23 protein-coding genes, 2 tRNA genes and 1 other RNA gene are annotated in these 22,367 nt (G+C 67.0%); 17 read left to right on the top strand and 9 right to left on the bottom strand.

Annotation, left to right across the window (positions count from 1 at the left end):
• Positions 1-27: 27 nt before the first annotated feature.
• On the bottom strand, positions 28-732 hold the full coding sequence (locus XnspCFBP7698_RS11145) for a PP2C family serine/threonine-protein phosphatase (protein WP_039404013.1): 705 nt from the start codon (positions 730-732) through the stop codon (positions 28-30).
• Between the two features lie 195 nt (positions 733-927).
• On the opposite strand from XnspCFBP7698_RS11145, the gene XnspCFBP7698_RS11140 reads away from it, so the two are divergent.
• Both XnspCFBP7698_RS11140 and XnspCFBP7698_RS11135 read left to right on the top strand, forming a co-directional pair.
• Positions 928-1,018 (top strand) — tRNA-Ser (locus XnspCFBP7698_RS11140).
• Between the two features lie 99 nt (positions 1,019-1,117).
• Complete coding sequence (locus XnspCFBP7698_RS11135; RefSeq protein WP_039404016.1) at positions 1,118-1,522, top strand: DUF6165 family protein; 405 nt, start codon at positions 1,118-1,120, stop codon at positions 1,520-1,522.
• Between the two features lie 189 nt (positions 1,523-1,711).
• Here the strand turns inward: XnspCFBP7698_RS11135 and XnspCFBP7698_RS11130 are convergent, their stop codons facing one another.
• Complete coding sequence (locus tag XnspCFBP7698_RS11130) at positions 1,712-2,761, bottom strand: glycosyltransferase family 9 protein (RefSeq protein WP_123137426.1); 1,050 nt, start codon at positions 2,759-2,761, stop codon at positions 1,712-1,714.
• A gap of 20 nt (positions 2,762-2,781) precedes the next feature.
• On the opposite strand from XnspCFBP7698_RS11130, the gene XnspCFBP7698_RS11125 reads away from it, so the two are divergent.
• The 6 genes from XnspCFBP7698_RS11125 to XnspCFBP7698_RS11100 all read left to right on the top strand — a co-directional run bounded on the left by XnspCFBP7698_RS11125 (position 2,782) and on the right by XnspCFBP7698_RS11100 (position 6,875).
• Positions 2,782-3,531 (top strand): 3-deoxy-D-manno-octulosonic acid kinase, encoded by a 750-nt coding sequence (locus XnspCFBP7698_RS11125; protein ID WP_047695414.1) that lies wholly within the window; start codon positions 2,782-2,784, stop codon positions 3,529-3,531.
• Positions 3,531-4,280 carry an MBL fold metallo-hydrolase gene (locus XnspCFBP7698_RS11120; RefSeq protein WP_104581091.1) on the top strand — a complete coding sequence of 250 codons (750 nt, stop codon included), beginning with the start codon at positions 3,531-3,533 and terminating at the stop codon, positions 4,278-4,280. The genes XnspCFBP7698_RS11125 and XnspCFBP7698_RS11120 overlap by 1 nt, the downstream gene beginning before the upstream one ends.
• Positions 4,280-5,314, top strand: coding sequence for a GTP 3',8-cyclase MoaA (moaA, locus tag XnspCFBP7698_RS11115; RefSeq protein ID WP_104581092.1), 1,035 nt, complete (start codon positions 4,280-4,282; stop codon positions 5,312-5,314). The genes XnspCFBP7698_RS11120 and moaA overlap by 1 nt, the downstream gene beginning before the upstream one ends.
• Before the next feature lie 384 nt (positions 5,315-5,698).
• Positions 5,699-6,196, top strand: coding sequence for a cyclic pyranopterin monophosphate synthase MoaC (moaC, locus tag XnspCFBP7698_RS11110; protein ID WP_104581093.1), 498 nt, complete (start codon positions 5,699-5,701; stop codon positions 6,194-6,196).
• The gene (gene moaD, locus XnspCFBP7698_RS11105; protein WP_047695418.1) at positions 6,193-6,438 is read left to right on the top strand and encodes a molybdopterin converting factor subunit 1; all 246 of its coding nucleotides are present in this window, start codon (positions 6,193-6,195) and stop codon (positions 6,436-6,438) included. The genes moaC and moaD overlap by 4 nt, the downstream gene beginning before the upstream one ends.
• The gene (locus XnspCFBP7698_RS11100) at positions 6,435-6,875 is read left to right on the top strand and encodes a molybdenum cofactor biosynthesis protein MoaE (protein WP_104581094.1); all 441 of its coding nucleotides are present in this window, start codon (positions 6,435-6,437) and stop codon (positions 6,873-6,875) included. Before moaD ends, XnspCFBP7698_RS11100 begins: the two co-directional genes overlap by 4 nt.
• A gap of 536 nt (positions 6,876-7,411) precedes the next feature.
• Here XnspCFBP7698_RS11100 and ffs read toward each other — a convergent pair.
• Positions 7,412-7,508, bottom strand: an RNA gene (gene ffs / locus XnspCFBP7698_RS11095) — signal recognition particle sRNA small type.
• Positions 7,509-7,582: 74 nt separating this feature from the next.
• A tRNA-Ser gene (locus XnspCFBP7698_RS11090) sits at positions 7,583-7,675 on the bottom strand.
• 135 nt (positions 7,676-7,810) lie between these two features.
• On the opposite strand from XnspCFBP7698_RS11090, the gene dnaX reads away from it, so the two are divergent.
• From dnaX to XnspCFBP7698_RS11070, 4 genes are all read left to right on the top strand, one after another.
• Entirely contained in the window at positions 7,811-9,811 is a 2,001-nt protein-coding gene (gene dnaX, locus XnspCFBP7698_RS11085) for a DNA polymerase III subunit gamma/tau (RefSeq protein ID WP_104581095.1), read from the top strand.
• Between the two features lie 6 nt (positions 9,812-9,817).
• A complete protein-coding gene (locus XnspCFBP7698_RS11080) occupies positions 9,818-10,138 on the top strand; it encodes a YbaB/EbfC family nucleoid-associated protein (protein ID WP_005913896.1) in 321 nt (106 codons plus the stop codon).
• 94 nt (positions 10,139-10,232) lie between these two features.
• On the top strand, positions 10,233-10,826 hold the full coding sequence (gene recR / locus XnspCFBP7698_RS11075) for a recombination mediator RecR (protein WP_104581096.1): 594 nt from the start codon (positions 10,233-10,235) through the stop codon (positions 10,824-10,826).
• A gap of 105 nt (positions 10,827-10,931) precedes the next feature.
• On the top strand, positions 10,932-11,282 hold the full coding sequence (locus tag XnspCFBP7698_RS11070; protein WP_039404049.1) for a histidine triad nucleotide-binding protein: 351 nt from the start codon (positions 10,932-10,934) through the stop codon (positions 11,280-11,282).
• A 305-nt stretch (positions 11,283-11,587) separates the two neighbouring features.
• Here the strand turns inward: XnspCFBP7698_RS11070 and XnspCFBP7698_RS11065 are convergent, their stop codons facing one another.
• From XnspCFBP7698_RS11065 to XnspCFBP7698_RS11050, 4 genes are read right to left on the bottom strand one after another with little or no spacing between them, the layout of a single operon-like run.
• Positions 11,588-12,121 carry a Slp family lipoprotein gene (locus XnspCFBP7698_RS11065; protein ID WP_039404052.1) on the bottom strand — a complete coding sequence of 178 codons (534 nt, stop codon included), beginning with the start codon at positions 12,119-12,121 and terminating at the stop codon, positions 11,588-11,590.
• Positions 12,118-14,070, bottom strand: coding sequence for a DUF3488 and transglutaminase-like domain-containing protein (locus XnspCFBP7698_RS11060; RefSeq protein ID WP_104581097.1), 1,953 nt, complete (start codon positions 14,068-14,070; stop codon positions 12,118-12,120). Before XnspCFBP7698_RS11060 ends, XnspCFBP7698_RS11065 begins: the two co-directional genes overlap by 4 nt.
• A complete protein-coding gene (locus XnspCFBP7698_RS11055) occupies positions 14,063-15,019 on the bottom strand; it encodes a DUF58 domain-containing protein (RefSeq protein WP_104581098.1) in 957 nt (318 codons plus the stop codon). The genes XnspCFBP7698_RS11060 and XnspCFBP7698_RS11055 overlap by 8 nt, the downstream gene beginning before the upstream one ends.
• A gap of 5 nt (positions 15,020-15,024) precedes the next feature.
• Entirely contained in the window at positions 15,025-15,978 is a 954-nt protein-coding gene (locus tag XnspCFBP7698_RS11050) for a MoxR family ATPase (RefSeq protein WP_039404058.1), read from the bottom strand.
• 37 nt (positions 15,979-16,015) lie between these two features.
• Here XnspCFBP7698_RS11050 and XnspCFBP7698_RS11045 point away from each other — a divergent pair, with 37 nt between their 5' ends.
• Genes XnspCFBP7698_RS11045 through XnspCFBP7698_RS11035 form a run of 3 tightly spaced genes read left to right on the top strand, consistent with a single transcriptional unit; the run spans position 16,016 to position 20,696 of the window.
• The gene (locus tag XnspCFBP7698_RS11045) at positions 16,016-17,857 is read left to right on the top strand and encodes a glycosyltransferase family 39 protein (protein WP_146093255.1); all 1,842 of its coding nucleotides are present in this window, start codon (positions 16,016-16,018) and stop codon (positions 17,855-17,857) included.
• Between the two features lie 8 nt (positions 17,858-17,865).
• Positions 17,866-18,861, top strand: coding sequence for a glycosyltransferase family 2 protein (locus tag XnspCFBP7698_RS11040; RefSeq protein ID WP_104581100.1), 996 nt, complete (start codon positions 17,866-17,868; stop codon positions 18,859-18,861).
• Entirely contained in the window at positions 18,861-20,696 is a 1,836-nt protein-coding gene (locus XnspCFBP7698_RS11035; protein WP_104581101.1) for a glycosyltransferase 87 family protein, read from the top strand. Before XnspCFBP7698_RS11040 ends, XnspCFBP7698_RS11035 begins: the two co-directional genes overlap by 1 nt.
• Before the next feature lie 143 nt (positions 20,697-20,839).
• Here the strand turns inward: XnspCFBP7698_RS11035 and XnspCFBP7698_RS11030 are convergent, their stop codons facing one another.
• A complete protein-coding gene (locus tag XnspCFBP7698_RS11030; RefSeq protein ID WP_104581102.1) occupies positions 20,840-21,415 on the bottom strand; it encodes a nucleoside triphosphate pyrophosphatase in 576 nt (191 codons plus the stop codon).
• Between the two features lie 108 nt (positions 21,416-21,523).
• On the opposite strand from XnspCFBP7698_RS11030, the gene XnspCFBP7698_RS11025 reads away from it, so the two are divergent.
• Complete coding sequence (locus tag XnspCFBP7698_RS11025; RefSeq protein ID WP_039564560.1) at positions 21,524-22,033, top strand: YceD family protein; 510 nt, start codon at positions 21,524-21,526, stop codon at positions 22,031-22,033.
• 97 nt (positions 22,034-22,130) lie between these two features.
• Positions 22,131-22,325 carry a 50S ribosomal protein L32 gene (rpmF, locus tag XnspCFBP7698_RS11020; RefSeq protein WP_039404068.1) on the top strand — a complete coding sequence of 65 codons (195 nt, stop codon included), beginning with the start codon at positions 22,131-22,133 and terminating at the stop codon, positions 22,323-22,325.
• The last annotated feature ends 42 nt before the right edge of the window (positions 22,326-22,367 follow it).

Here is a 22,367-nt window from a genome sequence, read left to right as displayed (position 1 = left end):
TCCGAGGCCGACGGCGCGCAGCCTTGCTCAGTAGCTGCGCACCAGGATGGCGGTGATGTTGTCCGAGCCGCCGCCATCCAGTGCCGCGGCCACCAGGCATTCCACGCACTCCTGCGCGCTGCAGTCGGCCTGCGACAGGGTTGCGGCGATGGCGGCATCGTCCACTTCCTCGGTCAGGCCGTCGCTGCACAGCAGTAGCTGCATGCCGGATTTGAGTTCGCCCTGCATGGTGGCAACGTTGAGGTGCGCCGGGTCGGTGACGCCCAACGCCTGGGTCACCACATTGCGATGCGGATGCGCGCGCGCCTGCTCGCTTGTCAATGTGCCCTGGGCGATGAGTTCCTGCACATAACTGTGGTCCTGGCTCAACTGCGCCAGCCGGCCGTCGCGCCACAGATACGCGCGGCTGTCGCCGACCCAGGCCACTTCGAAGCGCTGGCCCAGCACGCGTGCGGCGACCACGGTGGTGCCCATCGGCAACGTGTCGTTGCAGCGGCGCGAGGTCTTGATGATTTCTTCGTCGGCGATGCGCACGGCCTGGGCGAGCGGGGTGCCGGCGCGGACTTCGCGCACGATGGTCTCGCGCGCCAGCGCACTGGCCACCTCGCCGCAGGCGTGACCGCCCATGCCGTCGGCCACCAGCCACAGCCCCAGCTCGCTGTCGCCGTAATAGGTGTCCTCGTTGAGGTCACGGCGCAGGCCGACGTGGGTGAGGTGTCCGAATTCGAGCATGGGGCCGGTCGCCAGGGAGAAGATGCGCCACCATCATCGCGGCCGGGACGGCCAGCAGCAACCGAGCCATTGCCGGTGCCGCAGCGCCGGTTCACGCCGGGCCGGCAGGCGGTGACACCGACGCTGGCCCAGGCCGCTTGTGGCCTGGCGCGTGTGCCCGTATGATGCACGGCCCCAGGACACTGGGGACCATCTGGAGAGGTGGCAGAGCGGTTGAATGTACCTGACTCGAAATCAGGCAGGCGTTTATAGCGCCTCGGGGGTTCGAATCCCCCCCTCTCCGCCAGATTCGCATCAGCCCCCGCAAGGGGGCTTTTGTTTATGTGTCGCAACCGGCTGTGGCTGCGATGACTACAATCCGCTCGATCCCCGTTGGAGGCCTGTCATGTCCGAGATCCTGGTGCCCGTGTCCTTTGGTGAGCTGCTCGACAAGATCGCGATCCTGCAGATCAAGTCCGAGCGCATGAGCGATGCGGCCAAGCTGGCGAATGTGCGCAACGAGCTGTCCGCGCTGGAAAACAGCTGGATGGCGCATCCGGCCGCCGGCCACGACATCGTGCGTCTGCGCGCCGAGCTCAAAGCCGTCAACGAGCGGCTGTGGGTGATCGAGGACGACATCCGGCTCAAGGAACAGGCGCAGACCTTCGACGACGGCTTCGTGCAGCTGGCACGCAGCGTGTACATCGAAAACGACGAGCGTGCGCGGATCAAGAAGCAGATCAATCTGGCGTTAGGCTCGTCGTATGTGGAAGAGAAGTCCTATCAGGATTACCGCGCAACCGGCGCCTGAGACGTGATCGGGTGATCACGCTGGCGTATGTCAGTGGGACCGCAGGGCTGGCGGTGCGTGTCCCGGCGACTGGCGATCAGGGCGTTGCCCATTGCCTCGCGGGACGATGAGATCGCTGTGTCGCGTTTGCGCGCCGCGCAGGCTCACCGCGCAACACGCCGGTGCGCGCGTGGCTGCAGCGGCCAATGCTCAACGCGGATGATCGGCGCGATAGCGTTCGAATGCGGCAATCGCATCGTCGACGGTGATCAGCGACATCACCTCGTCGAACTCGATCTTGGTGCCCCAGCGGAGCTGCTCGGCCGGTTTGCCCAGGTGTTTGCGCGCGGCCGCGTCGTAGCGGTCCACGCAATAGCGCACATCCGAGTAAGGCCCGCTACGTCTGGGGTTGCTGGCCGCGTGCAGGCCAAGCACCTTGGTGCCCATCGCGTTGGCGATGTGCATCGGCCCCGAATCGGGGGTGACCACCAGGTCTGCGCGGGCAAGCAGCGCAGGCAGCTGCTTGAGCGTGTCCTTGCCGACCAGGTCCAGCACCGGTGCACGCGTGGCGGCGACGATGGCGTCGGCCGTGCTGCTTTCCAGTGCACTGCGGCCGCCGCACAGCACGATGCGCCAGCCTTGCGCGGCCGCGTGATCGGCCAGCGCCGCGTGGCGCTCCGGGTACCAGTTACGTCGCACATGGCTGGAGCAGGGCGAAATCATCAGCACCGGGCGGCCGTCGTCGTCCCACTGCGCGCGAGCCCAGGCGTGCGCCTCGGCGGGAACCGGCAGGTCCCAGCGAACCTGCGTCTGGCGCAGGCCCAGCGGCTCGGCGAAGCTGCCGATGGCATCGAGTACGTGGATGCCCGGGCGGTCGGGGATGCGTTCGTTGACGAACAGCCCGTGCAGATCCTTGGAGCGGCTGCGGTCGTAGCCGATACGCCGGCGTGCCGGCACGAACGCCGACAACACGTTGGCGCGAAAGGCCACCTGCATTTGCAGCAAGGCGTCGAAGCGCCCCAGCGGCGCCAGTGACCGGCGTAATGCGCGCATGCCGGCCACGCCGCTGCGTTTGTCGTAGGCATGGAACTGCACGCCGGGCAGGCCGTCGAGCAGCTTGAGGCCCGCCTGGTCAATGATCCAGTGCAGCTGCGTCTGCGGGAAACCCACTTGCAGCGTGCGCACCAGTGGCACTACATGGGTGACATCGCCCAGGGCGGACAAGCGCAGCAGACACAGCGATGCAGGCGTTACAGCCATGGTGTTGTTAGACTCGATAGATGGTTTCTTTCGACGCCACCGAAGCACTGACGCCGTACCGCGAGGGCCGCGGGTACGGCGCCATTCTGTTCGACCGCGAACGGCTGCGGCAAGCCGACGCCGGGCTGTTTTCGCCGCAACGCTGGGGCGACAGGGCGCGGCCGGTCGGTGAGGGCGGCCGCGGCGGGGCCTGGTTTGTGGATGCGCCATTCGGCCGCAGCGTGTTGCGCCAGTACCTGCGTGGCGGCATGGCGGCGCGGGTGAGCCATGACCGGTATCTGTGGAAAGGTGCCGGACGCACGCGCAGCTTTGCCGAGTTCCGGCTGATGCGCGAACTGATCAAGCGCAAGTTGCCGGTGCCGCGTCCGCTGGCGGCCTGCTATCTGCGCGAAGGCCTGGGCTACCGCGCGGCCTTGTTGATGGAGCGGCTTGAAGATGTGCGCTCGCTGGCCGACCACGCGCAGGTGGCCGGGCGTGGCGCACCGTGGGAGGCCACCGGCCAACTGATTGCGCGGTTTCATCGCGCCGGGCTGGATCACGCCGATCTCAACGCGCACAACATTCTGTTCGATGCCGGCGGGCATGGCTGGTTGATCGATTTCGACCGCGGTGTGCTGCGTATTCCGGCCACCCGCTGGCGCGAGCGTAACCTCAAGCGGCTGCATCGTTCGCTGCTGAAGCTGCGCGGCAACCGTAGCCGCGAAGAGGTCGACAAGGATTACCAGCGGCTGCACCGCGCGTATGAGCTGGCCTGGGGCCGGGGCTACTGATGCATTGGGCGTTGCGGGTGCAAGGGGTCGGCAATGCGTCGGCGGTGGCGCTCGGTTCGCCGATGGCCACCATCGAGCGCGCCGGCGCGCCGTGGTTGACCATCGATTGCGGCAGCGAGGGGCTGACTGCCTATCAGGCCCATTACGGCCAGCTGCCGCAGGCGATCTTCATCACCCATGTGCACCTGGATCATGTCGGCGGGCTGGAGCGGGTGTTCGTCGACAGCTATTTCTCCGAGCGGCGCGGGCGCACGCGCCTGTATGTGCCCGCGCCGGTGGTGCCGCTGTTGCAGCGGCGCATTGCCGATTACCCGAACGTGCTGGCAGAAGGCGGGGCGAACTTCTGGGACGCATTCCAATTGGTGCCGGTCGGCGATGCCTTCTGGCACGACGGGGTACGGCTGGAAGTGTTCCCGGTACGCCACCACTGGCCCGAGACTGCTTACGGGCTGCGTCTGAAGGGCGCGCTGGTGTGGACCGGCGATACCCGGCCGATCCCGGAAATGCTGAAGCGTTACGCCGACGACAACGAGCTCATCGCGCATGACTGCGGTGTTCACGGGAACCCGTCGCATACTGGCGTGGACGATTTGGAGCGGGAATACCCGCAGGACCTGTTGAGCCGCATGCTGCTGTACCACTACGCCAGCGACGCCGATGCCGATGTGCTGCGCGCGCGCGGCCATCGTGTTGCCGTGCCTGGGCAGCATCTGGCACTGGCGGACTCGACCGCTGACACGGTGCGCTGATGGGCGCCCTGACCCTGCCCACCCTGGCCGGTGCGCCCATGCAGGACCGCTACGGTCGGCCGTTGCGCGACCTGCGCCTGTCGGTGATCGAGGCCTGCAACTTCCGCTGTGGCTATTGCATGCCGGCCGATCGCGTGCCGGACGACTATGGGTTCGATGCGCAGCAGCGCCTGAGCTTCGAGCAACTGGAAACCCTGGTGCGGGCCTTTGTTTCGGTGGGCGTGACTAAGGTCCGCCTGACCGGTGGCGAGCCACTGCTGCGGCGTGACCTGCCGGCCCTGGTCGCGCGTCTGACGGCGATCGACGGCATCGAGGATCTGGCATTGACCACCAATGGCGTCCTGCTCGCGCGCCAGGCTGTGGCGCTGCGCCAGGCCGGGCTGCGCCGCATCACGGTCAGCATGGATGCGTTGGAGCCGGCATTGTTCAGACGCATGAGCGGCGACCGCGGCGATATCGCCCAGGTGCTGGCCGGGATTGCGGTTGCCGAGCAGGCCGGCTTCACGCGGTTGAAGATCAATTGCGTGGTGCAGCGTGGCGTCAACGAGGATCAGGTGCTGCCGCTGGTGGAGCACTTCCGCGGTACCGGGCACGTGCTGCGCTTCATTGAATTCATGGACGTGGGGAGCTGCAACGGTTGGTCACCGGAGGCGGTGGTGAGCTCTGCGCAACTGCACGCGCGCATCCATGCACGCTGGCCGCTGGTGCCGCTGGATGCCAATTACACCGGCGAAGTTGCGCAGCGCCACGCATTTGCAGATGGCGCCGGCGAAGTGGGGTTCGTCAGTTCGGTCAGCGTCCCGTTCTGTGGCGACTGCCAGCGCGCGCGCGTTTCGGCAGACGGCCATCTGTACACCTGTCTGTTTGCCAGCCAGGGCCATGATCTGAAGCCAGCCTTGTCCGACGGCGAGCACGGGTTGGCGGACCACCTGCGTCAGCGCTGGAGCCTGCGTGGCGACCGCTACAGCGAGGTGCGTGCGGTGGCGGCGCCGCGTCGGGGTAAACCGGTGGAGATGTTTCTGATCGGCGGGTGAGTGCGGGCGTGCTCCTGGCGCTATGCGCGCCGCACGCGTGCTTGCGCGATTTGCTGATGCGCGCGCGTTGGCGCATTGCGCGGCACTGGCTGGACGTCACCGCGTCCGGGCGCCCTGCAGTCGCAGCGGACGATGTGCAGCGATCGCTGCGTCAAGTGCAGATTTCGCTGTCGATGACCGGGTCGACGGCGTTTAAAAACGTTGTTTTCTTGCAATCCTGCGCCGCTGGATCATCGGTCGACCGCCAGGCGACTGCCGGGTTGCGTGCTACCGCGCGTCGCGCGCTGGCGCAAGGATGCACATTGCTGACAGTTGCTGTTCCATCAAGGCGCCTCGTTCACCGAGAATGCCGCATCCTGCCTGCCTGTCACCGTGTAATTCTCCATGCCTCCCAAATCACGTTCCGCGCGCCTGACCCACCTGGACGATGCCGGGCTCCCCACGATGGTGGATGTCTCGGACAAGGCGGTCACCGCACGCAGCGCCACGGCCGCCAGCCGGGTGCGTTTTCCGGTTGCGGTCGCAGCCCAGTTGCGTGCCAGTGGCCTGCGCAGTGCCAAAGGTGGCATCGTAGAAACGGCAGTGATCGCCGGCACGATGGCGGTCAAGCGCACGCATGAGCTGATCCCGTTCTGCCATCCGTTGCCGATCGATGCCTGCCGTTTCGAGATCGATTGGGCTGGAGAGCAGGTGCTGGACATCCAGTGCACGGTCCGTTGCGTGCATCGCACCGGCGTGGAGATGGAGGCCCTGACCGGCGCCAGCGTTGCGGCGTTGACGGTGTATGACATGTGCAAGGCGCTGTCGCACGCCATGATCATCGGGCCGACCAGGTTGGTCTCCAAGCGTGGCGGCAAGCGCGACATCGGAGCGGCGCGATGACTGCCACGGTAACGGTGTTGTATTTCGCCAGCCTGCGCGAGGCGGCAGGGGTGGCCGACGAGCGCGTGCAGTCCAGTGCCCAGGACCTGCGGGGCCTGTATGCCGAGCTCGATGCACGGCACGGCCTGCGCTGGACGCCGGCGCAGTTGCGCGTCGCCGTCGATGGGGCGTTTGCGCGCTGGGAGGACGCGGTGCGCGACGGCAGCGAAGTGGTGTTCATTCCGCCAGTGTCGGGAGGTTGAACGTGAGCGAGCAGACAACCGCCGTATTTGCGCTGTCCGACATTGCGTTGCCGGTCGATCACTTGCGTGCAGGGATGGAACATCCGCACGCCGGCGCCTTCGCCAGTTTCGAGGGCTGGGTGCGCGACCACAATGAAGGCCGCGGCGTTGCCGGCTTGCGCTACGAAGCCTATGCCGCACTTGCCCAGGCCGAAGGCCAGCGCGTGCTCGATGAGGCAGTCAGCCGCTTCGCCATCGTGCAGGCGCAGTGCGTGCACCGTGTGGGTGAGCTGCGTATCGGCGAGATGGCGGTGTGGGTCGGTGTGAGTGCGGCGCATCGCGGCGCCGCGTTCGACGCCTGCCGTTACATCATCGACGAGGTCAAGGCGCGCGTGCCGATCTGGAAGCACGAGCATTACCTGGAAGGGGATGCGGGCTGGCTGCATCCGGAGGCGTAGGGGTGAAGGCAGCATAGTGGCGTGCCGAGTATTGCAAGTCTCATGCTGACGATGGCGCGCGGCTCGAGGGCGTCTGCCGCGCGCGTCAATGCGCTTGTGTAGTGCCCGGCCCCGCGCACGCCAGGTCGGTCCGCAACACGCCACTCCTTAGCGCAACTGCAGCTGGTCAGGAGCATGTACGTGTTGAAGCTCCGATGATGTGCCGCCCGCTGATCTAGGCGGGCGCGTTGAGCGACTCACGCTCAGCGGGCGTCGCAGCGCGTTGCATCAATCCGCGTCTTAGGCGCTTTGGCGCGCAGCTTCCTGGTGCGGGCGCTCGGCTGTCGCCAAGGCCGCCATCAGGGACGGACGAGGGGTTTGCATGCGGTGCGAAGCACGACACCGACGGCCTGCACGGCAACATCGCCAACAACAGCGCACTGATGTTCCTGCAGACGCCAATGGAACTGCAGAGCGTGGTCGCCGCGTGATGCAGGCAGGCGTACCGCTGTAGCGGCGACTGGCCGGCCCGGCGCGTGCTGGAGGTTGGGGTGGTGTCCCCGCCGGTTGACCTCGGCGCCCGCATCAATCGATACCGTTGCTGCCTTCCGGCCCTGGCGGGATTTTCGATCTAGCGTCGCGAGGGACCGACGGGGCCACCATAAGACGTGGGCCACTGGCGTGGCCCGGGATCTGCTGCGACGGTGTCATCGCGCACATCATGAAACTGGCGGAGAGAGGGGGATTCGAACCCCCGAAGCGCGGTTTAGACGCTTACACACTTTCCAGGCGTGCTCCTTCAACCACTCGGACACCTCTCCGTACCTGCACGACCGGGGCCTTACAGGGCCGCAAATTCTAGCGGTCGCCGGGCCATACCACAAGCTGAATCTTGCAGGCGCAGTCGATGAGACGGGCCGTGGCACAATATCGGCTCAGAACAAGCTGGTTGCCCGATGTCTTATCTCGTTCTCGCCCGCAAGTGGCGCCCGAAGCGTTTTGCTGAACTCGTGGGCCAGGAACACGTGGTCCGCGCGCTCAGTAACGCGCTCGACAGTGGGCGCGTGCACCACGCGTTCCTGTTCACCGGCACCCGCGGCGTGGGCAAGACCACGATTGCGCGCATCTTCGCCAAGTCGCTGAACTGCGAGACCGGCACCAGCGCCGACCCGTGCGGGACGTGCCCGGCCTGCCTGGACATCGATGCCGGCCGCTATATCGACCTGCTGGAAATCGACGCCGCATCCAACACCGGCGTGGACGACGTGCGCGAGGTGATCGAGAACGCCCAGTACATGCCCTCGCGCGGCAAGTTCAAGGTCTATCTGATCGACGAAGTGCACATGCTCTCCAAGGCGGCGTTTAATGCGTTGCTGAAGACGCTGGAAGAGCCGCCGGAGCATGTGAAGTTCCTGCTGGCCACCACCGACCCGCAAAAGCTGCCGGTGACCGTGCTGTCGCGCTGCCTGCAGTTCAACCTCAAGCGCCTGGACGAGGATCAGATCCAGGGGCAGATGACGCGCATTCTGGCGGCCGAAGAGATCGAATCGGATCCGTCGGCGATCGTGCAGCTGTCCAAGGCGGCCGATGGCTCGCTGCGCGATGGTTTGTCGCTGCTGGATCAGGCGATCGCCTACGCCGGCGGCGCGCTGCGCGAGGACGTGGTGCGCACCATGCTGGGCACGGTCGATCGCACCCAGGTCGGGGCGATGCTGCAATCGCTGGCCGATGGCGATGGCGCGCGCCTGCTGCAGGTGGTGGCCGCACTGGCTGAATTCTCGCCGGACTGGAGCGGCGTGCTGGAAGCCCTGGCCGAGGCACTGCACCGGGTGCAGGTGCAGCAGTTGGTGCCATCGGTGGCCTTTGTGGGCGATGGGATCGACCCGACCCCGTTTGCCGCGCAGCTGCGCCCGGAGGTGGTGCAGCTGTGGTACCAGATGGCGCTCAACGGGCGCCGCGATCTGTATCTGGCGCCAAGCCCGCGCGCCGGGTTCGAGATGGCGGTGCTGCGCATGCTGGCCTTCCGGCCCGCGGCGGCGGTGCCTGCCGGTAGCAGCGACGACGGCCGTGGGGCCAGTGCCGGCGGTGGCACATGCGTGCCGGGCGCAGGCGTGCAGGCCGCTGCGCCTGCTGCTGCGGCCGCAGCGCCTGCAGCGATGCCAGCAGCGGCGATGGAAGCAGTGGTTGCGCCAAACGTGGCAGTTGCCGCCGCTGCGCCAGCTGCCGTCGCGGCAGCGCCGGTGGTCTCGCTGGCTGCTTCGGCGGTTCCCGCGGGCGCTGCGCCTGCGCGCACTGACGACACCCCACCCTGGGCGGTGGACGACGCACCAGTGAGGACGCCTGCCGCAGTGACGGAGACCTCGGCTCCCGCATCCGGGGCGGCCATTGCCCCGTCGATCGCGTCGCCCTCGGTCATGGCCACGCCAGAAGCGGCCATGGCGCCTCCCCTGGACGCTGCGGACCCGGCAGCGGCAACCGAAGCGATGGCGGCGACACCGCCGTCGCACGTTGCAGCAGCATCCCCGGCGCCTTCCGCCGCTACGGCGGCGCCGATCGACGATGGCCGCATCGCCGATGCCGAGCAGTGGCTGGAACTGGTCACGCGCAGTGGCTTGAATGGCCCGTCGCGTCAGCTTGCTGCCAACGCGGCATTCATTGGCCATCGCGACGGCGTGCTGCGGCTGGCGCTGGCGCCGGGCTTCGAATACCTCAACTCTGAGCGCTCCATCGCCAACCTGGCTCAGGCATTGGCGCCGGTGCTGGGCGACACCCCGCGCATCGTGATCGAAACCGGCAACGCCGATGTCGAGACCTTGCACGAGCGGGCCAACCGCCAGAAAGGCGAGCGCCAGAGCGCAGCCGAAATCGCCTTCATGAACGACCCCAATGTGCAGCAGCTGATTCAGCAGCAGGGCGCGCGGGTCGTCCCCGATTCCATCCGCCCTTACGACGAGTAACGCCCCATGCGTGGAAACATTGCCCAATTGATGCAGCAGGCGCAGAAGATGCAGGAAAACCTGCAGCGCGCCCAGGAAGAACTGGCCAAGCTGGAAGTCACCGGCACCGCCGGCGGCGGCATGGTCAGCGTGACGCTGACCGGCGCCAAGGAGTGCCGCAAGGTGCGCATCGACCCGAGCATCCTGTCCGACCAGGAAATGGCCGAAGACCTGATCGCCGCTGCGTTCAACGACGCCTCCAACAAGATCGACGCCGAATCCAAGGACCGCATGGGCTCGGCCACCGCCGGCATGCAGCTGCCGCCCGGCATGAAGTTGCCGTTCTGAAAGGCGGGGAATCGGGAGTAGGGAATCGGGAATCGTAGAGCGAGCTGGCTTTGCTGTTGCGATTCCCCAATCCCGATTCCCGATTCCCGACCCGATGTCCACTCTGCTCGAACAACTGATCGAAGCCTTCCGGGTATTGCCCGGTGTGGGCCAGAAGTCGGCGCAGCGCATGGCCTACCACGTGCTCGAGCGCGAGCGCGAGGGCGGGCGGCGCCTGGCCGCGGCGCTGGGAAATGCGGTGGACAAGGTCGGGCATTGCGTGCAATGCCGTGATTTCACCGAGTCGGAAGTCTGCGCCATCTGCGCCAGCAGCAGCCGTGACCGCCAGCAGCTGTGCGTGGTCGAGTCGCCGGCCGATCGCCTGGCGATCGAGCACGCCACCGGCTACCGCGGTCTGTATTTCATTTTGCAGGGGCGCTTGTCGCCGCTGGATGGTATCGGCCCGCGCGAGCTGGGGCTGGACCGCCTCGGCGAGCGCCTGGCCGCTGGCGAAGTGACCGAAATGATCATCGCCACCAACGCCACCGTGGAAGGCGAGGCAACCGCGCATTACCTGGCGCAGTTGGCACGGCAGTACGCCGTGCGGCCCAGCCGGCTCGCCCAGGGCATGCCGCTGGGCGGTGAGCTGGAATACGTCGACCGCGGCACCCTGTCGCACGCCTTCGGCACCCGCAGTGAGGTGCTTTGAGGGCTGGGAATCGGGAATGGCGAATAGGGAATCGGAGAAGCAAAGTCGGAAGCACGCGCGGTAAGCTCTTGCGATTCCCCAATCCCGATTCCCTATTCCCATCCCATGACCGACACCATCTTCGGCAAAATCATTCGTCGCGAAATTCCGGCCACCATCGTTTATGAAGACGACGAGGTGCTGGGCTTCGAGGACATCGCACCGCAGGCGCCGGTGCATGTGCTGTTCATTCCCAAGCAGCACGCCATTCCCACCCTGGACGATGTGCCGCCGGAGCAGGCGCTGCTGGTCGGCAAGCTGGCCATTGCGGCGGCGGCCTACGCGCGTGCGCAGGGACTGGCGCAGGACGGTTACCGCATCGTGATGAACTGCCGCGAGCACGCGGGCCAGACCGTGTTCCATATCCATCTGCACCTGCTGGCCGGTGCGCCGCTGGGCCGCTTCGGCACCCCCTGACGGGACGTTGCCACCGATGTAACCGAACAGGTGGTCGAGCGGCAACGGCAGGCCAGGTTTGAGCATGGCCGGTCGTCGCTACTGCGGTCACGAGCCGATGCACACCAGTAGGCGCTCATGGCAGCCGTGTAGCCGCGCAGTCGCGATTCCGGCAGGCTTGTTGCGCCTGCGTAGCGCCGGGGCCGGCGAAATGGCGAAGTAATAATCCAGCCGAAACGCGCTGATGCAGGCGGCTTGACCCGCACCAACAAAAACGCCGCTCCTTCAGGAGCGGCGTTTTGCATCACGGCTGACTCAGCGATGGATTACCACCAACCGCGGCCCCAACCCCAGCCGCCGCCCCAGCGCGGACCCCACGGGTCGCCCCAGGGGCCGTACGGGTAGGCCGGAATCACGTCGACGTCGCGCACTTCCGGCCACAGGTAGACCACGTCGGCAGCCACCTTGGGCAGCTTGTAGTCGTACTCGCCGATCTTGGTGGTTTCATAACCTTCGATCTTGCCGATGAAGGTGACCTCGCGGCCCGGCTCGAACACGGCCGGATCATAGAAGCCCGAGCGGCATGCCAGGAAGCGGCCATCGCTGGCATCCACCGCATTGCGGTCCGGACGGCCACTGGCGTTGAGCGGACGCGAGATCAGCTCGAAGCAGGTCTGGCCCTGGGCGGGTTTGGTCTGAATGATCTTGCCGCCCCAGCGCACCGAGGTGCCCAGTTGCGCGCTGGCAGTGGAATCGCTCGGGCTGACCGTGGGGAACTGGCCCTGCAGCGGCTTGGGCGCGGTCGCGCAGGCTGCGAGCCCGAGCACAGCGACAATGGGGAACAGAAAACGGGTACTCATGAGGAAGCTCCGGTTCGCGGGCGATGCTGCAGCAGGTCTTTCAGGAGAGTGGCGCTGTCCGAATCAGCGCCAGCGTATCGCGCGGCAGCGAAACGTTGGCTGAGCGCCAACAGTGCCGTGTCCGGCTGCGAACGGGCGACGCGTTGCGCCCAGTCAATGGCCGGTTCGTGTGGTTCGCGGGCCAGGCCCAGCTTGCCGTAGCGGCGACTCAGCCGATGCCATGCGCGCAGTAGCGGGTCGCGTTCGCGCTCGCCGCGGGCCAGCAGCCAGCCCATCCAGGCTAGGGCACTGACGGCAAACACGCCGAAGATGGCAGCCAGTTGCGTGGGCTCCAGGCGGTCGATGCCGAACGGCTGCAGCAGGCGCTGCTGGCGGTCGGCATTGAACGACAGCACCAGGTCGTTCCAGCCGCGGCGCAGCCAGTCGCCGACCTGGCTCAGGCCGGCCCAGGTGCCGAGCTGGGCCAGGCCGGCGCCGCCATCGGTCTGCAGGCGATCTTCCAGCGTGTCGTAGATGCGTTCCGGCGCCACCGCGGCAGTCGGGTCCACGCGCACCCAGCCGCGGCCGGCCAGCCACACCTCGGTCCAGGCATGCGCATCCATGCGCCGCACCACCCAGTAGTTGCCCAGCCCGTTGTAGGTGCCGCCGGCATAGCCGGTGACCACGCGCGCCGGGATGCCGGCCGCACGCATCAGCACCACAAACGATGAGCTGAAGTGTTCGCAGAAACCGGCCTTTTGCTGGAACAGGAATTCATCCACGCTGTTGCGGCCGAGCAGCGGCGTATCCAGCGTGTAGGCGAATTCGCGGGTGATCCACCCCAGCGCGCGCTGCACCACCGCATCGTCGTTGCTGCCGGCCTCCGCGCGCCATTGCCGGGCCAGGGTGAGCGTGCGCGGATTGAAGCCTGGAGGCAGGGCGAGCGCGCGCTTGCGCAACTGGTCGGGCAGGTCGGTATCGAAACGGGTGGGCGGTGCCGATTGCAGCTCCCAGCGTGTCAGCGCGCTCAACGGGCGCTGCGCGAACAGTTCGTAATCGGGTGAGAGCTCGGCGTTGGCAACGCCCTGGGTCGGCAGGTCCAGCGACACCAGCTGGCGACGATCGGTGGGCTCGTAGTCCAGTCGGTAACGATAGGTTTGCGGGCCTGGGGTGACCGAGGCGGGCCGGCCGCGGCCGGTCCAGCGCGCGCGCTGCCAGGTACGGCCGTCGAAGTCCCACATCACCGGTCCGCGCCAGTAGCGTTGCTGCGGCGGTGGCGCCTTGCCGGTGAACTGCACGCGCAAGGCCGGGCTGTCGTCGGCCATCAGGTCGATCCATTCGCCCGGGGACATGTTGTCCGACAGGCCGGGCCGCGACAGTGCGCGCTCGGGCACGCCCCACAAGGGCGAACTCAGGCGCGGCAGCAGCCAGAAGGTGACCAGCGCCAGCGGCACGCCGATGGCGACCAGTTTGCCGATGCTGCGCAACTGCAGGCGCAGGCCGGGCGTGCCGGTGCGGTGCTCTTCGTCGGCCAGCCGCTGCATGCTGAGCAGGGCGCTGACCACCGCCAGCAGCGCCAGGCCCATCGTCGTCGGGCCCTGGTCGAGTAAGAAGGCCGCAAACGGCGCAAACAATGCAAAGCCCAGCAGGCTGCGCGCATCGCGCAGGGTGCGCAGTTCGGAGGCCTTGATCGCCAGCATCGCCGCCAGCACCGCACAGCCGGTGTCGCGCCCGAAACGCATACCAATTTGCCAATACACCGCCGCCAGCATCGCGATCACCAGCAGGACGCGCACCGGTGCCATCAGGGTGCCGCGCCAGCTCATCACGCCCACCAGCAGTGCGGCGATGGCGATGGTAGAGGCCAGCAACCCGGGCAGCTGCAGCAGCAACGGCGTGAGCGCCAGCCAGCTGGTGGCCAGCACCCAGCCACGGCTGGCCTGGGAAATGGGAAGGGCGGGCTCAGTCATGCGGCAGCAGCGCCAGCGCGCGCAGGCAGAGGTGATGGTGCGAAGGCCCCTGTGCAGGGCCCAGCGGAGGTTGGCCTGGCAGCAGCAACCGGTAGCGTCGCCCGTCGCGCTCTGCCAGGTTGACCCAGCGCGCCAGCCGCGCGATGCGGCGCTCGTAGGGCAGCGCGTGGAGGCTGCGCCAGTCCAGCGTCACTTCGATACCGAGCGGTTGTTCGTACTCGCGCACCAGCAAGGTGTCGCGCCGCGCCGAGTGCTTCCAGGAAATCGTGCGTGGCGCATCGCCTGCGCGGTACGGGCGCAACTGATGTAGTTCCTCGCCTTGCGCGTGCAGCCGGGTCTGGTTGGGCGACCCGGCGCCCTCGGGCAATGACGGTCCCTGTTCTTCGGGTCTGGGGTAGGCCAGCAGCGGCGTTTCCGGCCACACCCACGACCATGCCCGTACCAGCCCCAGCGGTTGGGTACTGGACAGGCGGATGCGTTCGATGTCCTGCCAGCCGCGGCGCTCGGTGGGCACCAGCAAGTCGATCTCGGCCATGTCGTGGTCGACCAGCGAACAGAAGCCGCTGCTGTCCAGATGATCCAGGCGCACACCGCGGCGTGCGCGGGTATCGCGGCGTGCCAGCGACACCCGCATGCGCAGCGGCTCGCCGGCCACCACCGGCTCGGCCGACACCGCCTCGATACGCAGCGCCGACAACTGCAGGTGCGCCATGATGCTGCTGGCGACCCCGGCGGTGGCCAGCAGCAGGGCCAGCAACAGCGCGGGGTTGTTGTTGTAGTTCAGCGCGCCCAGCAGCATCGCCAGCAACAGCGCGGTGACGAACAGTCCGAAGCGGGTGGGCAGCACATAGATGCGCCGCCGGTCCAGCACGATCGGCAAGGCTTCGGCTCCCCGCGGACGCGCCAGCAGGCTGAGCCGGCGGCCGATGCCGCGCAGTGGCGCACGCACCTGGGTCAGTCCACCGGCACGCTGTGCAGCAGTGCCTTGGCCAGCGCCGGCCCGGACGAGGATTCGGCCTCCGGCACCAGCCGGTGCCCGGCCACGGCGACAAACAGCGCCTGCACGTCTTCCGGCAGCACATGTTCGCGCCCTAGCAGCAGCGCGTAGGCCTTGGCGGCACGCAACAGCGCAATGCCGGCGCGCGGCGACAGCCCCACGCGCACCCCGGCGTGCTGACGGCTGCGCAGCAGCAAGGCCTGCACATAACCGATCAAGGCATCGCTGGTGTGGACCTGGCCGACCACTGCGCGCAGCGCCACCACGTCGGCGTCGCTGAGTTGCGGGGCGGCCTGGGCGATCAGCTCGCGTCGGTCGGTGCCCGACAGCAGCGCGCGCTCGGCATCGGCGCTGGGGTAGCCCAGGCTCAGCCGCAGCAGGAAGCGGTCCAGTTGCGAATCGGGTAGCGGGAACGTGCCGGACAGATCGACCGGGTTCTGCGTGGCGATCACGAAGAACGGCTCCGGCAACGCATGCGTCACGCCGTCCAGTGTCACCTGCTGCTCGGCCATGGCTTCGAGCAGCGAGCTTTGCGTGCGCGGCGGAGCGCGATTGATCTCATCGGCCAGCAGCACGTTGGTGAACACCGGGCCGGGATGGAACTGGAACTGGCGCGAGGCCGCGTCGTAGACCGACACCCCCAGCACATCGGCCGGCAGCAGGTCGGAGGTGAACTGCACGCGCTGGAAGCCCAGCCCCAGGCTGGACGCCATCGCGTGGGCCAGGGTGGTCTTGCCCAGGCCGGGCAGGTCCTCGATCAACAAATGTCCACCGGACAGCAGCGCCACGAACGCCAGCCGCACTTCCTGCGCCTTGCCCAGCAGCAGCGAATTGACCTGGTCTTGCGCGCGCCGCAGCGATTGACGCAGCGCATCGGTTAGCATTTCCGTGGAACGCAGCGGTGTCGACATCACAATTCCGTAGGTGAAAAGAAGAGTGCACAGGGCAATGCAGGGGGACCAACGCGCACATCGCACCTTCGTGATCCTGTGGACACTGGCGACGGCCGTCAAGCTATTGATCGCCGCACGCTTGCCGCTATTCGTGGACGAGGCGTTTTACTGGCAGGAAGGCCAGCATCTGGCCGCAGCCTATTCGGATCTGCCGGGCCTGACCGCCTGGCTGGCCCGGCTGGGCGTGGAGCTGGGCGGGCATCATCTGCTGGCCTTGCGGCTGCCGTTCCTGGCCATCGCCGCGCTGGTTCCCTGGTTGATCGCGCATATCGCCACGCGCTGGTTCGGCTCCACCCTGGGCTGGCAGGCCGGCAGCCTGACCCTGCTGATGCCGCTGTCGGCCACGCTGGGCATCCTGGCGGTGCCGGACGTGCCGATGGCCCTGGCAGCGGTGCTGTGCATGGACGCCGGCGCGCGCTTGCTGCGCGAGGTCGATGCCACCAGTGCGCTGGAGCTCGCCATTGGCCTGGTGATCGGCGCGCTCAGCCATTACCGCTTTGCCGGGGTGATTGGGGTGGGCTGCATCGCGCTGCTGTGCATTCCGCAGGGGCGCGCGGTGATGCGCGACCCGCGCATCTGGATGGCGCTGACGGTGGGTGCGGTGAGCTGGCTGCCGCTGCTGTTCTGGAACACCGATCATGACGAGGCCGGCCTGCGCTTCCAGTTGGTCGACCGGCACCCGTGGCGCTTTCAGATCACCGGGTTGTGGTTTCTGCTGATCCAGGCGGCACTGGTGACGCCGTTGCTGGCCTGGGCAATGGTCAAGGTGGGCCTGGCCGGCACGCGGACCGGGGGCGGTTCGCGCGCGCAGTGGCGTTACTTCGGTTTGCTGGGCGGCATTTCGACCGTGGCGATCTTCGTGCTGGGCTTCTTCAGCGATGCCGAGCGGATCAGCTTCCATTGGCCACTGCCGGGGTATCTGGCGCTGCTGGTGGCAGTGCCGGTGATCCTGATGCGCTGGCCGCATCCGCTGCGCCGTGCAGCGTGGCTGATCGCGCTGCTCGGCACGCTTGGTGCGTATGGCTATTACCTGGCCGTCTCGGTGCCGTCGATCCGCGCGCACGCGGCTGGCGAAAAATACTACCCCCGCAACTTTGCCGGCTGGAACGATCTGGCGCGCGCGGTCAAACGTCAGCTGGCGCAGATGCCGCCGGGCACGCGCGTGCTGGCAGAAAACTTCAAGGTCGGCGCCGAGCTCGGTTTCCAGTTGCACGACGCCAACATCGAGGTGCTGCGCGCCGACTTGAACGACAAGCACGGGCGCAGTGCGCAGTTGCTGCAGTGGGGGTTGCTCAGCGATGGCACGCGGGATGGGCCGCGATTGCTGGTGCTGTCGCCCAGCGATCAGCGTTACCGCGATCTGCTCGTGCGCTACCACGACATCTGCAAGATGGTCGGGCCATTGCCATCGCCCACCGTCGTCTCCACCGATCACGGCTATCAGCGCTTCCTGCTGCTTGCACTGCCGGCGCAGCGCGCGCCCGGGGCGTGCGTCACCCCGGCGATGGCCTGGATCGACACGCCGCTGCCGGACGCGGCGGTGTCCGGCCAGGTCCAGGTGCGCGGTTGGGCATTCAAGGACGGCGTCGGCCTGGCGACCGTGGAGCTGCTGCTGGACGGTCGCCCGGTCGCGCAGGTCGCTTACGGCAGCGTGCTGGACGTGCGCCCGTACTGGAAGATTTCCACCGACCCGCAGCACCCGAACGTCGGCTTCTCCGCCACCCTCGACACGCACGCGTTGCCGCCCGGCACGCATTGGTTGGGACTGCGCCTGCACGGCCGCGACGGCAGCGTCGAGGACTGGTGGGAGCAGCCCGTCACCGTTTCCGCACCCTAGATCGCCCAATGACGCAATCCTTGCCCGTTACCCATCCCGCACCGCTGTCCGGGATTCGAATCGCCGTGCTGGTGCCTTGCCATGACGAAGCGGCAACAGTGGCCGAGGTGGTCGGCGCGTTTGCTGCCGCCCTGCCGGGCGCGGTGATCTACGTGCTGGACAACAATTCCAGCGATGCCACCGCAGCAGTCGCCGCGGCGGCAGGTGCACAGGTGTGCCGCGTTGCACTGCAAGGCAAGGGCAACGTGGTGCGGCGTGGATTTGCCGACGTCGAAGCCGACATCTACGTGCTGGTCGACGGCGACGCCACCTACGACGCCGGTGCTGCGCCCGCGCTGGTGCGCAAGCTCATCGACGAGCGCCTGGACATGGTGGTCGGCGCGCGGCGCGATCAGCAGCAGGCCGCCTATCGCCCCGGCCATCGGCTGGGGAACGTGCTGCTGACGCGGTGCGCCGGGCTGCTGTTCGGGCGCAGCTTCGATGACATGCTGTCCGGGTACCGGGTGTTTTCGCGGCGCTATGTCAAATCCTTCGCGGCCCATGCCCATGGTTTCGAGACCGAAACCGAACTGGCCGTGCACGCTTTGCAGTTGCGCATGCCGGTGGCCGAGGTCGAAACCGCCTACGGCGTGCGCCCGGAAGGCTCGCAAAGCAAGTTGAATACCTGGCGCGACGGCTGGCGCATCCTCACCACGATCGCCAAGTTGTTCAAGGCCGAGCGGCCGCTGTTGTTTTTCTCGATCGGCTTTGCCCTCAGTGCCGCGTTGTCGATCGTGCTGGCGATTCCCCTGTTCAAAACGTACCTGCAGACCGGGCTGGTGCCGCGTTTTCCGACCGCGATCCTGTGTGTGGCGCTGATGCTGCTTGGCTTTCTGCTGCTGGCCTGCGGGCTGATCCTGGACACAGTCACGCGTGGTCGCGTCGAAGCCAAGCACCTGGCTTATCTGGCCGAGCCGTGCGTGGGCACGTTGGCGGCCACTTCGCAGGCCAGGGAAGCGCACTAATGGCGGCCATGCTCAACGCAACGTCGGTTGCGCGCCGCCAGCGCCTGTTGCATTGGGCAGACCGCCACTTCGGTTTTCATTCGCAGCGCCAGGTCGTTGCCCCGGTGATTGCGGTGGTGTCGATCGGGGCACTGCTGTCGCTCGGCCTGGGTCAGGATGCCAACTGGGATTTGCGCAACTACCACCTGTACATCGGCGACGCCTGGCTTAATCACCGCCTGGGCGTGGATCTGGCCCCGGCGCAGATGCAGAGCTATTTCAGCCCATTGCTCGATGCCCTGCATGCCGGGTTGATGTTGCATTTGCCCGGGCCGGTGGTCGGCGCAGTGCTGGGTGCGCTGCATGCGCTGGTATTCGTACCGGTGGCGGCCGTGGCGTGGCGCGTCCTGTCCAGCGCGCCCCGGCGCGCTCAGTGCGCGCCGTTGTTTGCGCTTGCCGGTATGTGCAGTGCGGTGTTCCTGTCCGAGCTCGGCGGCACCATGGGCGATACCGCCAGCGCGCTTCCGGTCCTGGCGGCATTGGCTGCGGTGTTGTGGGCGCAGGCCAGGGCGCGGCAGGGCATGCGCGTTGTGCTGTTGTGGGTGGTGGCCGGGGCACTGATCGGCCTGGCAGTGGCGCTCAAGCTCACCAATGCGCTTTACGCGCTGGCGCTGGCGCCGGCGGTGCTCTGCGATGGCGGGCAGCTGCGTTCGCGCGTGCTGGCACTGGCCGGGTTATCGGCAGTTGCGGCAGTGGTCGTAGCCCTGGTGGCCGGGCCCTGGTACTGGCAGGTCTGGCAACATCTGGACAACCCGCTGTTTCCGCAATTCAACGGCTTGTTCAAATCGCCGCTGGCCGCACCGGTGTCGATTGCCGATGTGCGCTGGTTGCCTCACAACCTGGGCGAACAGCTGATCTGGCCGCTGCTTTTCACGTTCAAGCCGCAGCGAATCGGCGACCTCGGTCTGGTGCAGGCAGGCTGGGCGGTGTTGTATGCGGTGGTGGTGCTCGCTGTTGGACGTCGCGTATTGCGCCGCCCGCCGCGCGAGCCGGGCACGCTGGATCGCTCCAGTGGTGTGTTGGTGGTCTTCTTCGCTGTTGCCTATGTGCTGTGGCAGGCGATCTTCAGCATTCATCGCTATCTGTTGGTGCTGGAACTGCTGGCGCCGCTGGTGCTGTGGATAATGTGCCGGCACGCCTTTGCAGCACAGGCCGATCGGAGGGCTGCCTGGTTGATCGGGGCATGCGCGCTGGTTGCCGTGGCGGGATGGAAGGACTGGGGCCACGAATCGTGGGCGCGCGACAGTTTCCAGGTCGAGCAGCCGACGATGGTCAATCCGGCTGCGTCCAGCGTGTTGCTGGTCGGCGACGAGCCGCAATCCTGGCGGGTGCCGCTGCTGCCAAGGCAGGCGCGCTATATCGGTGTGGCGACCAATATTTCCGAAACCGATCAGTACCGCCAGCGTGTCCGTACGCTGATTGCCGAGCGGTCGCGGCTGTACGCGATGTTGGGCGCCGCGCGCGACAAGCAGCAGGTGCGGATCGACCGGATGAACCGCTTGGTGAAACAGCTCGGCTGGGACACCCAGCCGCAGTGCACGCGGCTGCGCTGGCTGATTGCGCGGGGCCTGCGTGCCGAACTGCAGGCCCCGCAATCAGGGCGCTGCATGCTCACCGTACCCGAGGCCAAGGCGCTGGACATCGCGGTGGCCGATCGCGCGATACGCGAAGCTGCGCAGCAGCGTCTGACCGAGTACGGACTGACGCTGGATCCGGCACGCTGCCGCACCATGTCATCGCACGTCGGGCAGGCCGAGTACCCCTACCAGTTCTGCGAATTGGTGCGTCCGGATTGACTGTATGTAGTAACGACTCGCGGCCCAGCCAAGGGTGCGCGCTCGGCCTGGGTGTATGGCTTGTCGATCGCACGAATGATCTGCCAGGCGGGCGTAAGCCAGGCGCGCGGCACGCAGCATCGCTCTCTTTGTCTGACGCACTCTCAGGGAAGCGCAAACCCCGCCTGGCGCAGTAACCGCGCCAGCGCGATCAGCGGCAGCCCGACCAGGGCCGTGGGATCCTCAGAGCGAATCGCATCGAACAGGCTGATGCCCAGGCCTTCGCATTTGAAGCTGCCGGCACAATCCAGTGCGGGTTCGGCGGCCAGGTAACGCGCGATCGCGTCGGGCGTCAGCGGGCGAAGCTGGACTTCGGTCAGGTCCAGGGCGTGAAAGGCGCCCTCCGGGCCGATCAGGCTGACCGCGGTGTGGAAGCGCATCGTGCGCCCGGACATGGCGCTCAACTGCGCGCGTGCCTGGTCCACGGTGCCGGGCTTGCCCAGCGCCTGGCCGTCGAGGTCGGCCACCTGATCCGAGCCGATCACCCAGGCGTCGGGCGTGTGGGTCGCGATGGCGGCGGCCTTTTCGGCAGCCAGGCGGCTGGCCAGGGCGCTCGGAGCCTCACCCGGCTGCGCCCGCTCATCGACCTGCGGGCGTGCGGTGGTGAAGTCCAGTTGCAGGCGGCCAAGCAGCTCGCGCCGGTACACGGAAGTGGAGGCTAGGATCAGGCGTGGCATCATGGACGCTGCTGGAAACGGGCAGGGCAGTCTGCCAGTCTGCACCCGGTGCAGCACACTGAATGGGTGCATTTGACATGGCCACGGCGGGTCTTTAACATTCTGCGGCTTATGTCCGCGAACGTACCCGAAATGCTGGATGCTTGGCGGATGGTCGCAGCGCGCAGGCGCTTCGATGGCCGCATCCCGCTCTCTGCGATGACCCGTCTGCAGGGGAGTCTGGTCGATACCGAAGGCGAGTGTGTCTATTCGCTCCAGTTCGATCAGGACGCTCTGCTCAAGGTCGCCTATGTCGAACTCAGCATCGATGTCGAGCTGCCGCTGGCCTGCCAGCGCACCTTGCAGCGTTTTCTGTACCCGGTGCAGATCAGGCAGCGTCTCGGCCTGATCCGCGACGAGGACGAAGAAGCCGCGTTGCCGCCGGACTACGAAGCCTTGCTGGTGCCAGACGACGGCATGTTGCGGGCGGCGGACCTGGTGGAGGACGAACTGGTGCTGTCGGTGCCAGTGGTGCCGATGGCGCCGGGCAGCGAAGCGATCGATGCCGAATGGGTTCCGACCCAGGAAGAGCAAGACAAGGCCAGTCCGTTCGCGGCGCTGGCAGCGTTGAAGAAACAGTAACCGCCGCTGTTAAGGGCGGAAAGACAGGTCGACGCGGGCGTAGAGCGTGCTGTTCGACTCAACAGACAAGTTATCGAACTAAAGTTGGAGCAATCCCATGGCTGTGCAGAAATCCCGTGTCACCCCGTCCCGTCGCGGCCAGCGTCGTTCGCACGACGCCCTGACCGCCAAGCAGCTGTCGACCGACCCGACCAGCGGCGAGATCCATCTGCGCCACCACATCACCGCTGACGGTTACTACCGCGGCAAGAAGGTGATCGCGACCAAGTCGTCGGCCATTCAAGAAGATTGATTCGTGGCACCCGGCGCCGCTACGCGGCCGGGTGACTCTCGC

The organism is Xanthomonas sp. CFBP 7698 (assembly GCF_003600855.1).
Classification (GTDB): domain Bacteria; phylum Pseudomonadota; class Gammaproteobacteria; order Xanthomonadales; family Xanthomonadaceae; genus Xanthomonas; species Xanthomonas cannabis.
Note: the sequence above shows the minus strand (reverse complement) of the source record. Positions and strands in the feature narration are given on the sequence as shown.

What these genes read in the sequence shown, in the direction of transcription:
- XnspCFBP7698_RS11145 (WP_039404013.1), bottom strand. Translation starts at nt 732, where the DNA reads ATGCTCGAATTCGGACACCTCACCCACGTCGGCCTGCGCCGTGACCTC.
- XnspCFBP7698_RS11135 (WP_039404016.1), top strand. Translation starts at nt 1,118, where the DNA reads ATGTCCGAGATCCTGGTGCCCGTGTCCTTTGGTGAGCTGCTCGACAAG.
- XnspCFBP7698_RS11130 (WP_123137426.1), bottom strand. Translation starts at nt 2,761, where the DNA reads ATGGCTGTAACGCCTGCATCGCTGTGTCTGCTGCGCTTGTCCGCCCTG.
- XnspCFBP7698_RS11125 (WP_047695414.1), top strand. Translation starts at nt 2,782, where the DNA reads ATGGTTTCTTTCGACGCCACCGAAGCACTGACGCCGTACCGCGAGGGC.
- XnspCFBP7698_RS11120 (WP_104581091.1), top strand. Translation starts at nt 3,531, where the DNA reads ATGCATTGGGCGTTGCGGGTGCAAGGGGTCGGCAATGCGTCGGCGGTG.
- moaA (WP_104581092.1), top strand. Translation starts at nt 4,280, where the DNA reads ATGGGCGCCCTGACCCTGCCCACCCTGGCCGGTGCGCCCATGCAGGAC.
- moaC (WP_104581093.1), top strand. Translation starts at nt 5,699, where the DNA reads ATGCCTCCCAAATCACGTTCCGCGCGCCTGACCCACCTGGACGATGCC.
- moaD (WP_047695418.1), top strand. Translation starts at nt 6,193, where the DNA reads ATGACTGCCACGGTAACGGTGTTGTATTTCGCCAGCCTGCGCGAGGCG.
- dnaX (WP_104581095.1), top strand. Translation starts at nt 7,811, where the DNA reads ATGTCTTATCTCGTTCTCGCCCGCAAGTGGCGCCCGAAGCGTTTTGCT.
- XnspCFBP7698_RS11080 (WP_005913896.1), top strand. Translation starts at nt 9,818, where the DNA reads ATGCGTGGAAACATTGCCCAATTGATGCAGCAGGCGCAGAAGATGCAG.
- recR (WP_104581096.1), top strand. Translation starts at nt 10,233, where the DNA reads ATGTCCACTCTGCTCGAACAACTGATCGAAGCCTTCCGGGTATTGCCC.
- XnspCFBP7698_RS11070 (WP_039404049.1), top strand. Translation starts at nt 10,932, where the DNA reads ATGACCGACACCATCTTCGGCAAAATCATTCGTCGCGAAATTCCGGCC.
- XnspCFBP7698_RS11065 (WP_039404052.1), bottom strand. Translation starts at nt 12,121, where the DNA reads ATGAGTACCCGTTTTCTGTTCCCCATTGTCGCTGTGCTCGGGCTCGCA.
- XnspCFBP7698_RS11060 (WP_104581097.1), bottom strand. Translation starts at nt 14,070, where the DNA reads ATGACTGAGCCCGCCCTTCCCATTTCCCAGGCCAGCCGTGGCTGGGTG.
- XnspCFBP7698_RS11050 (WP_039404058.1), bottom strand. Translation starts at nt 15,978, where the DNA reads ATGTCGACACCGCTGCGTTCCACGGAAATGCTAACCGATGCGCTGCGT.
- XnspCFBP7698_RS11045 (WP_146093255.1), top strand. Translation starts at nt 16,016, where the DNA reads ATGCAGGGGGACCAACGCGCACATCGCACCTTCGTGATCCTGTGGACA.
- XnspCFBP7698_RS11040 (WP_104581100.1), top strand. Translation starts at nt 17,866, where the DNA reads ATGACGCAATCCTTGCCCGTTACCCATCCCGCACCGCTGTCCGGGATT.
- XnspCFBP7698_RS11035 (WP_104581101.1), top strand. Translation starts at nt 18,861, where the DNA reads ATGGCGGCCATGCTCAACGCAACGTCGGTTGCGCGCCGCCAGCGCCTG.
- XnspCFBP7698_RS11030 (WP_104581102.1), bottom strand. Translation starts at nt 21,415, where the DNA reads ATGATGCCACGCCTGATCCTAGCCTCCACTTCCGTGTACCGGCGCGAG.
- XnspCFBP7698_RS11025 (WP_039564560.1), top strand. Translation starts at nt 21,524, where the DNA reads ATGTCCGCGAACGTACCCGAAATGCTGGATGCTTGGCGGATGGTCGCA.
- rpmF (WP_039404068.1), top strand. Translation starts at nt 22,131, where the DNA reads ATGGCTGTGCAGAAATCCCGTGTCACCCCGTCCCGTCGCGGCCAGCGT.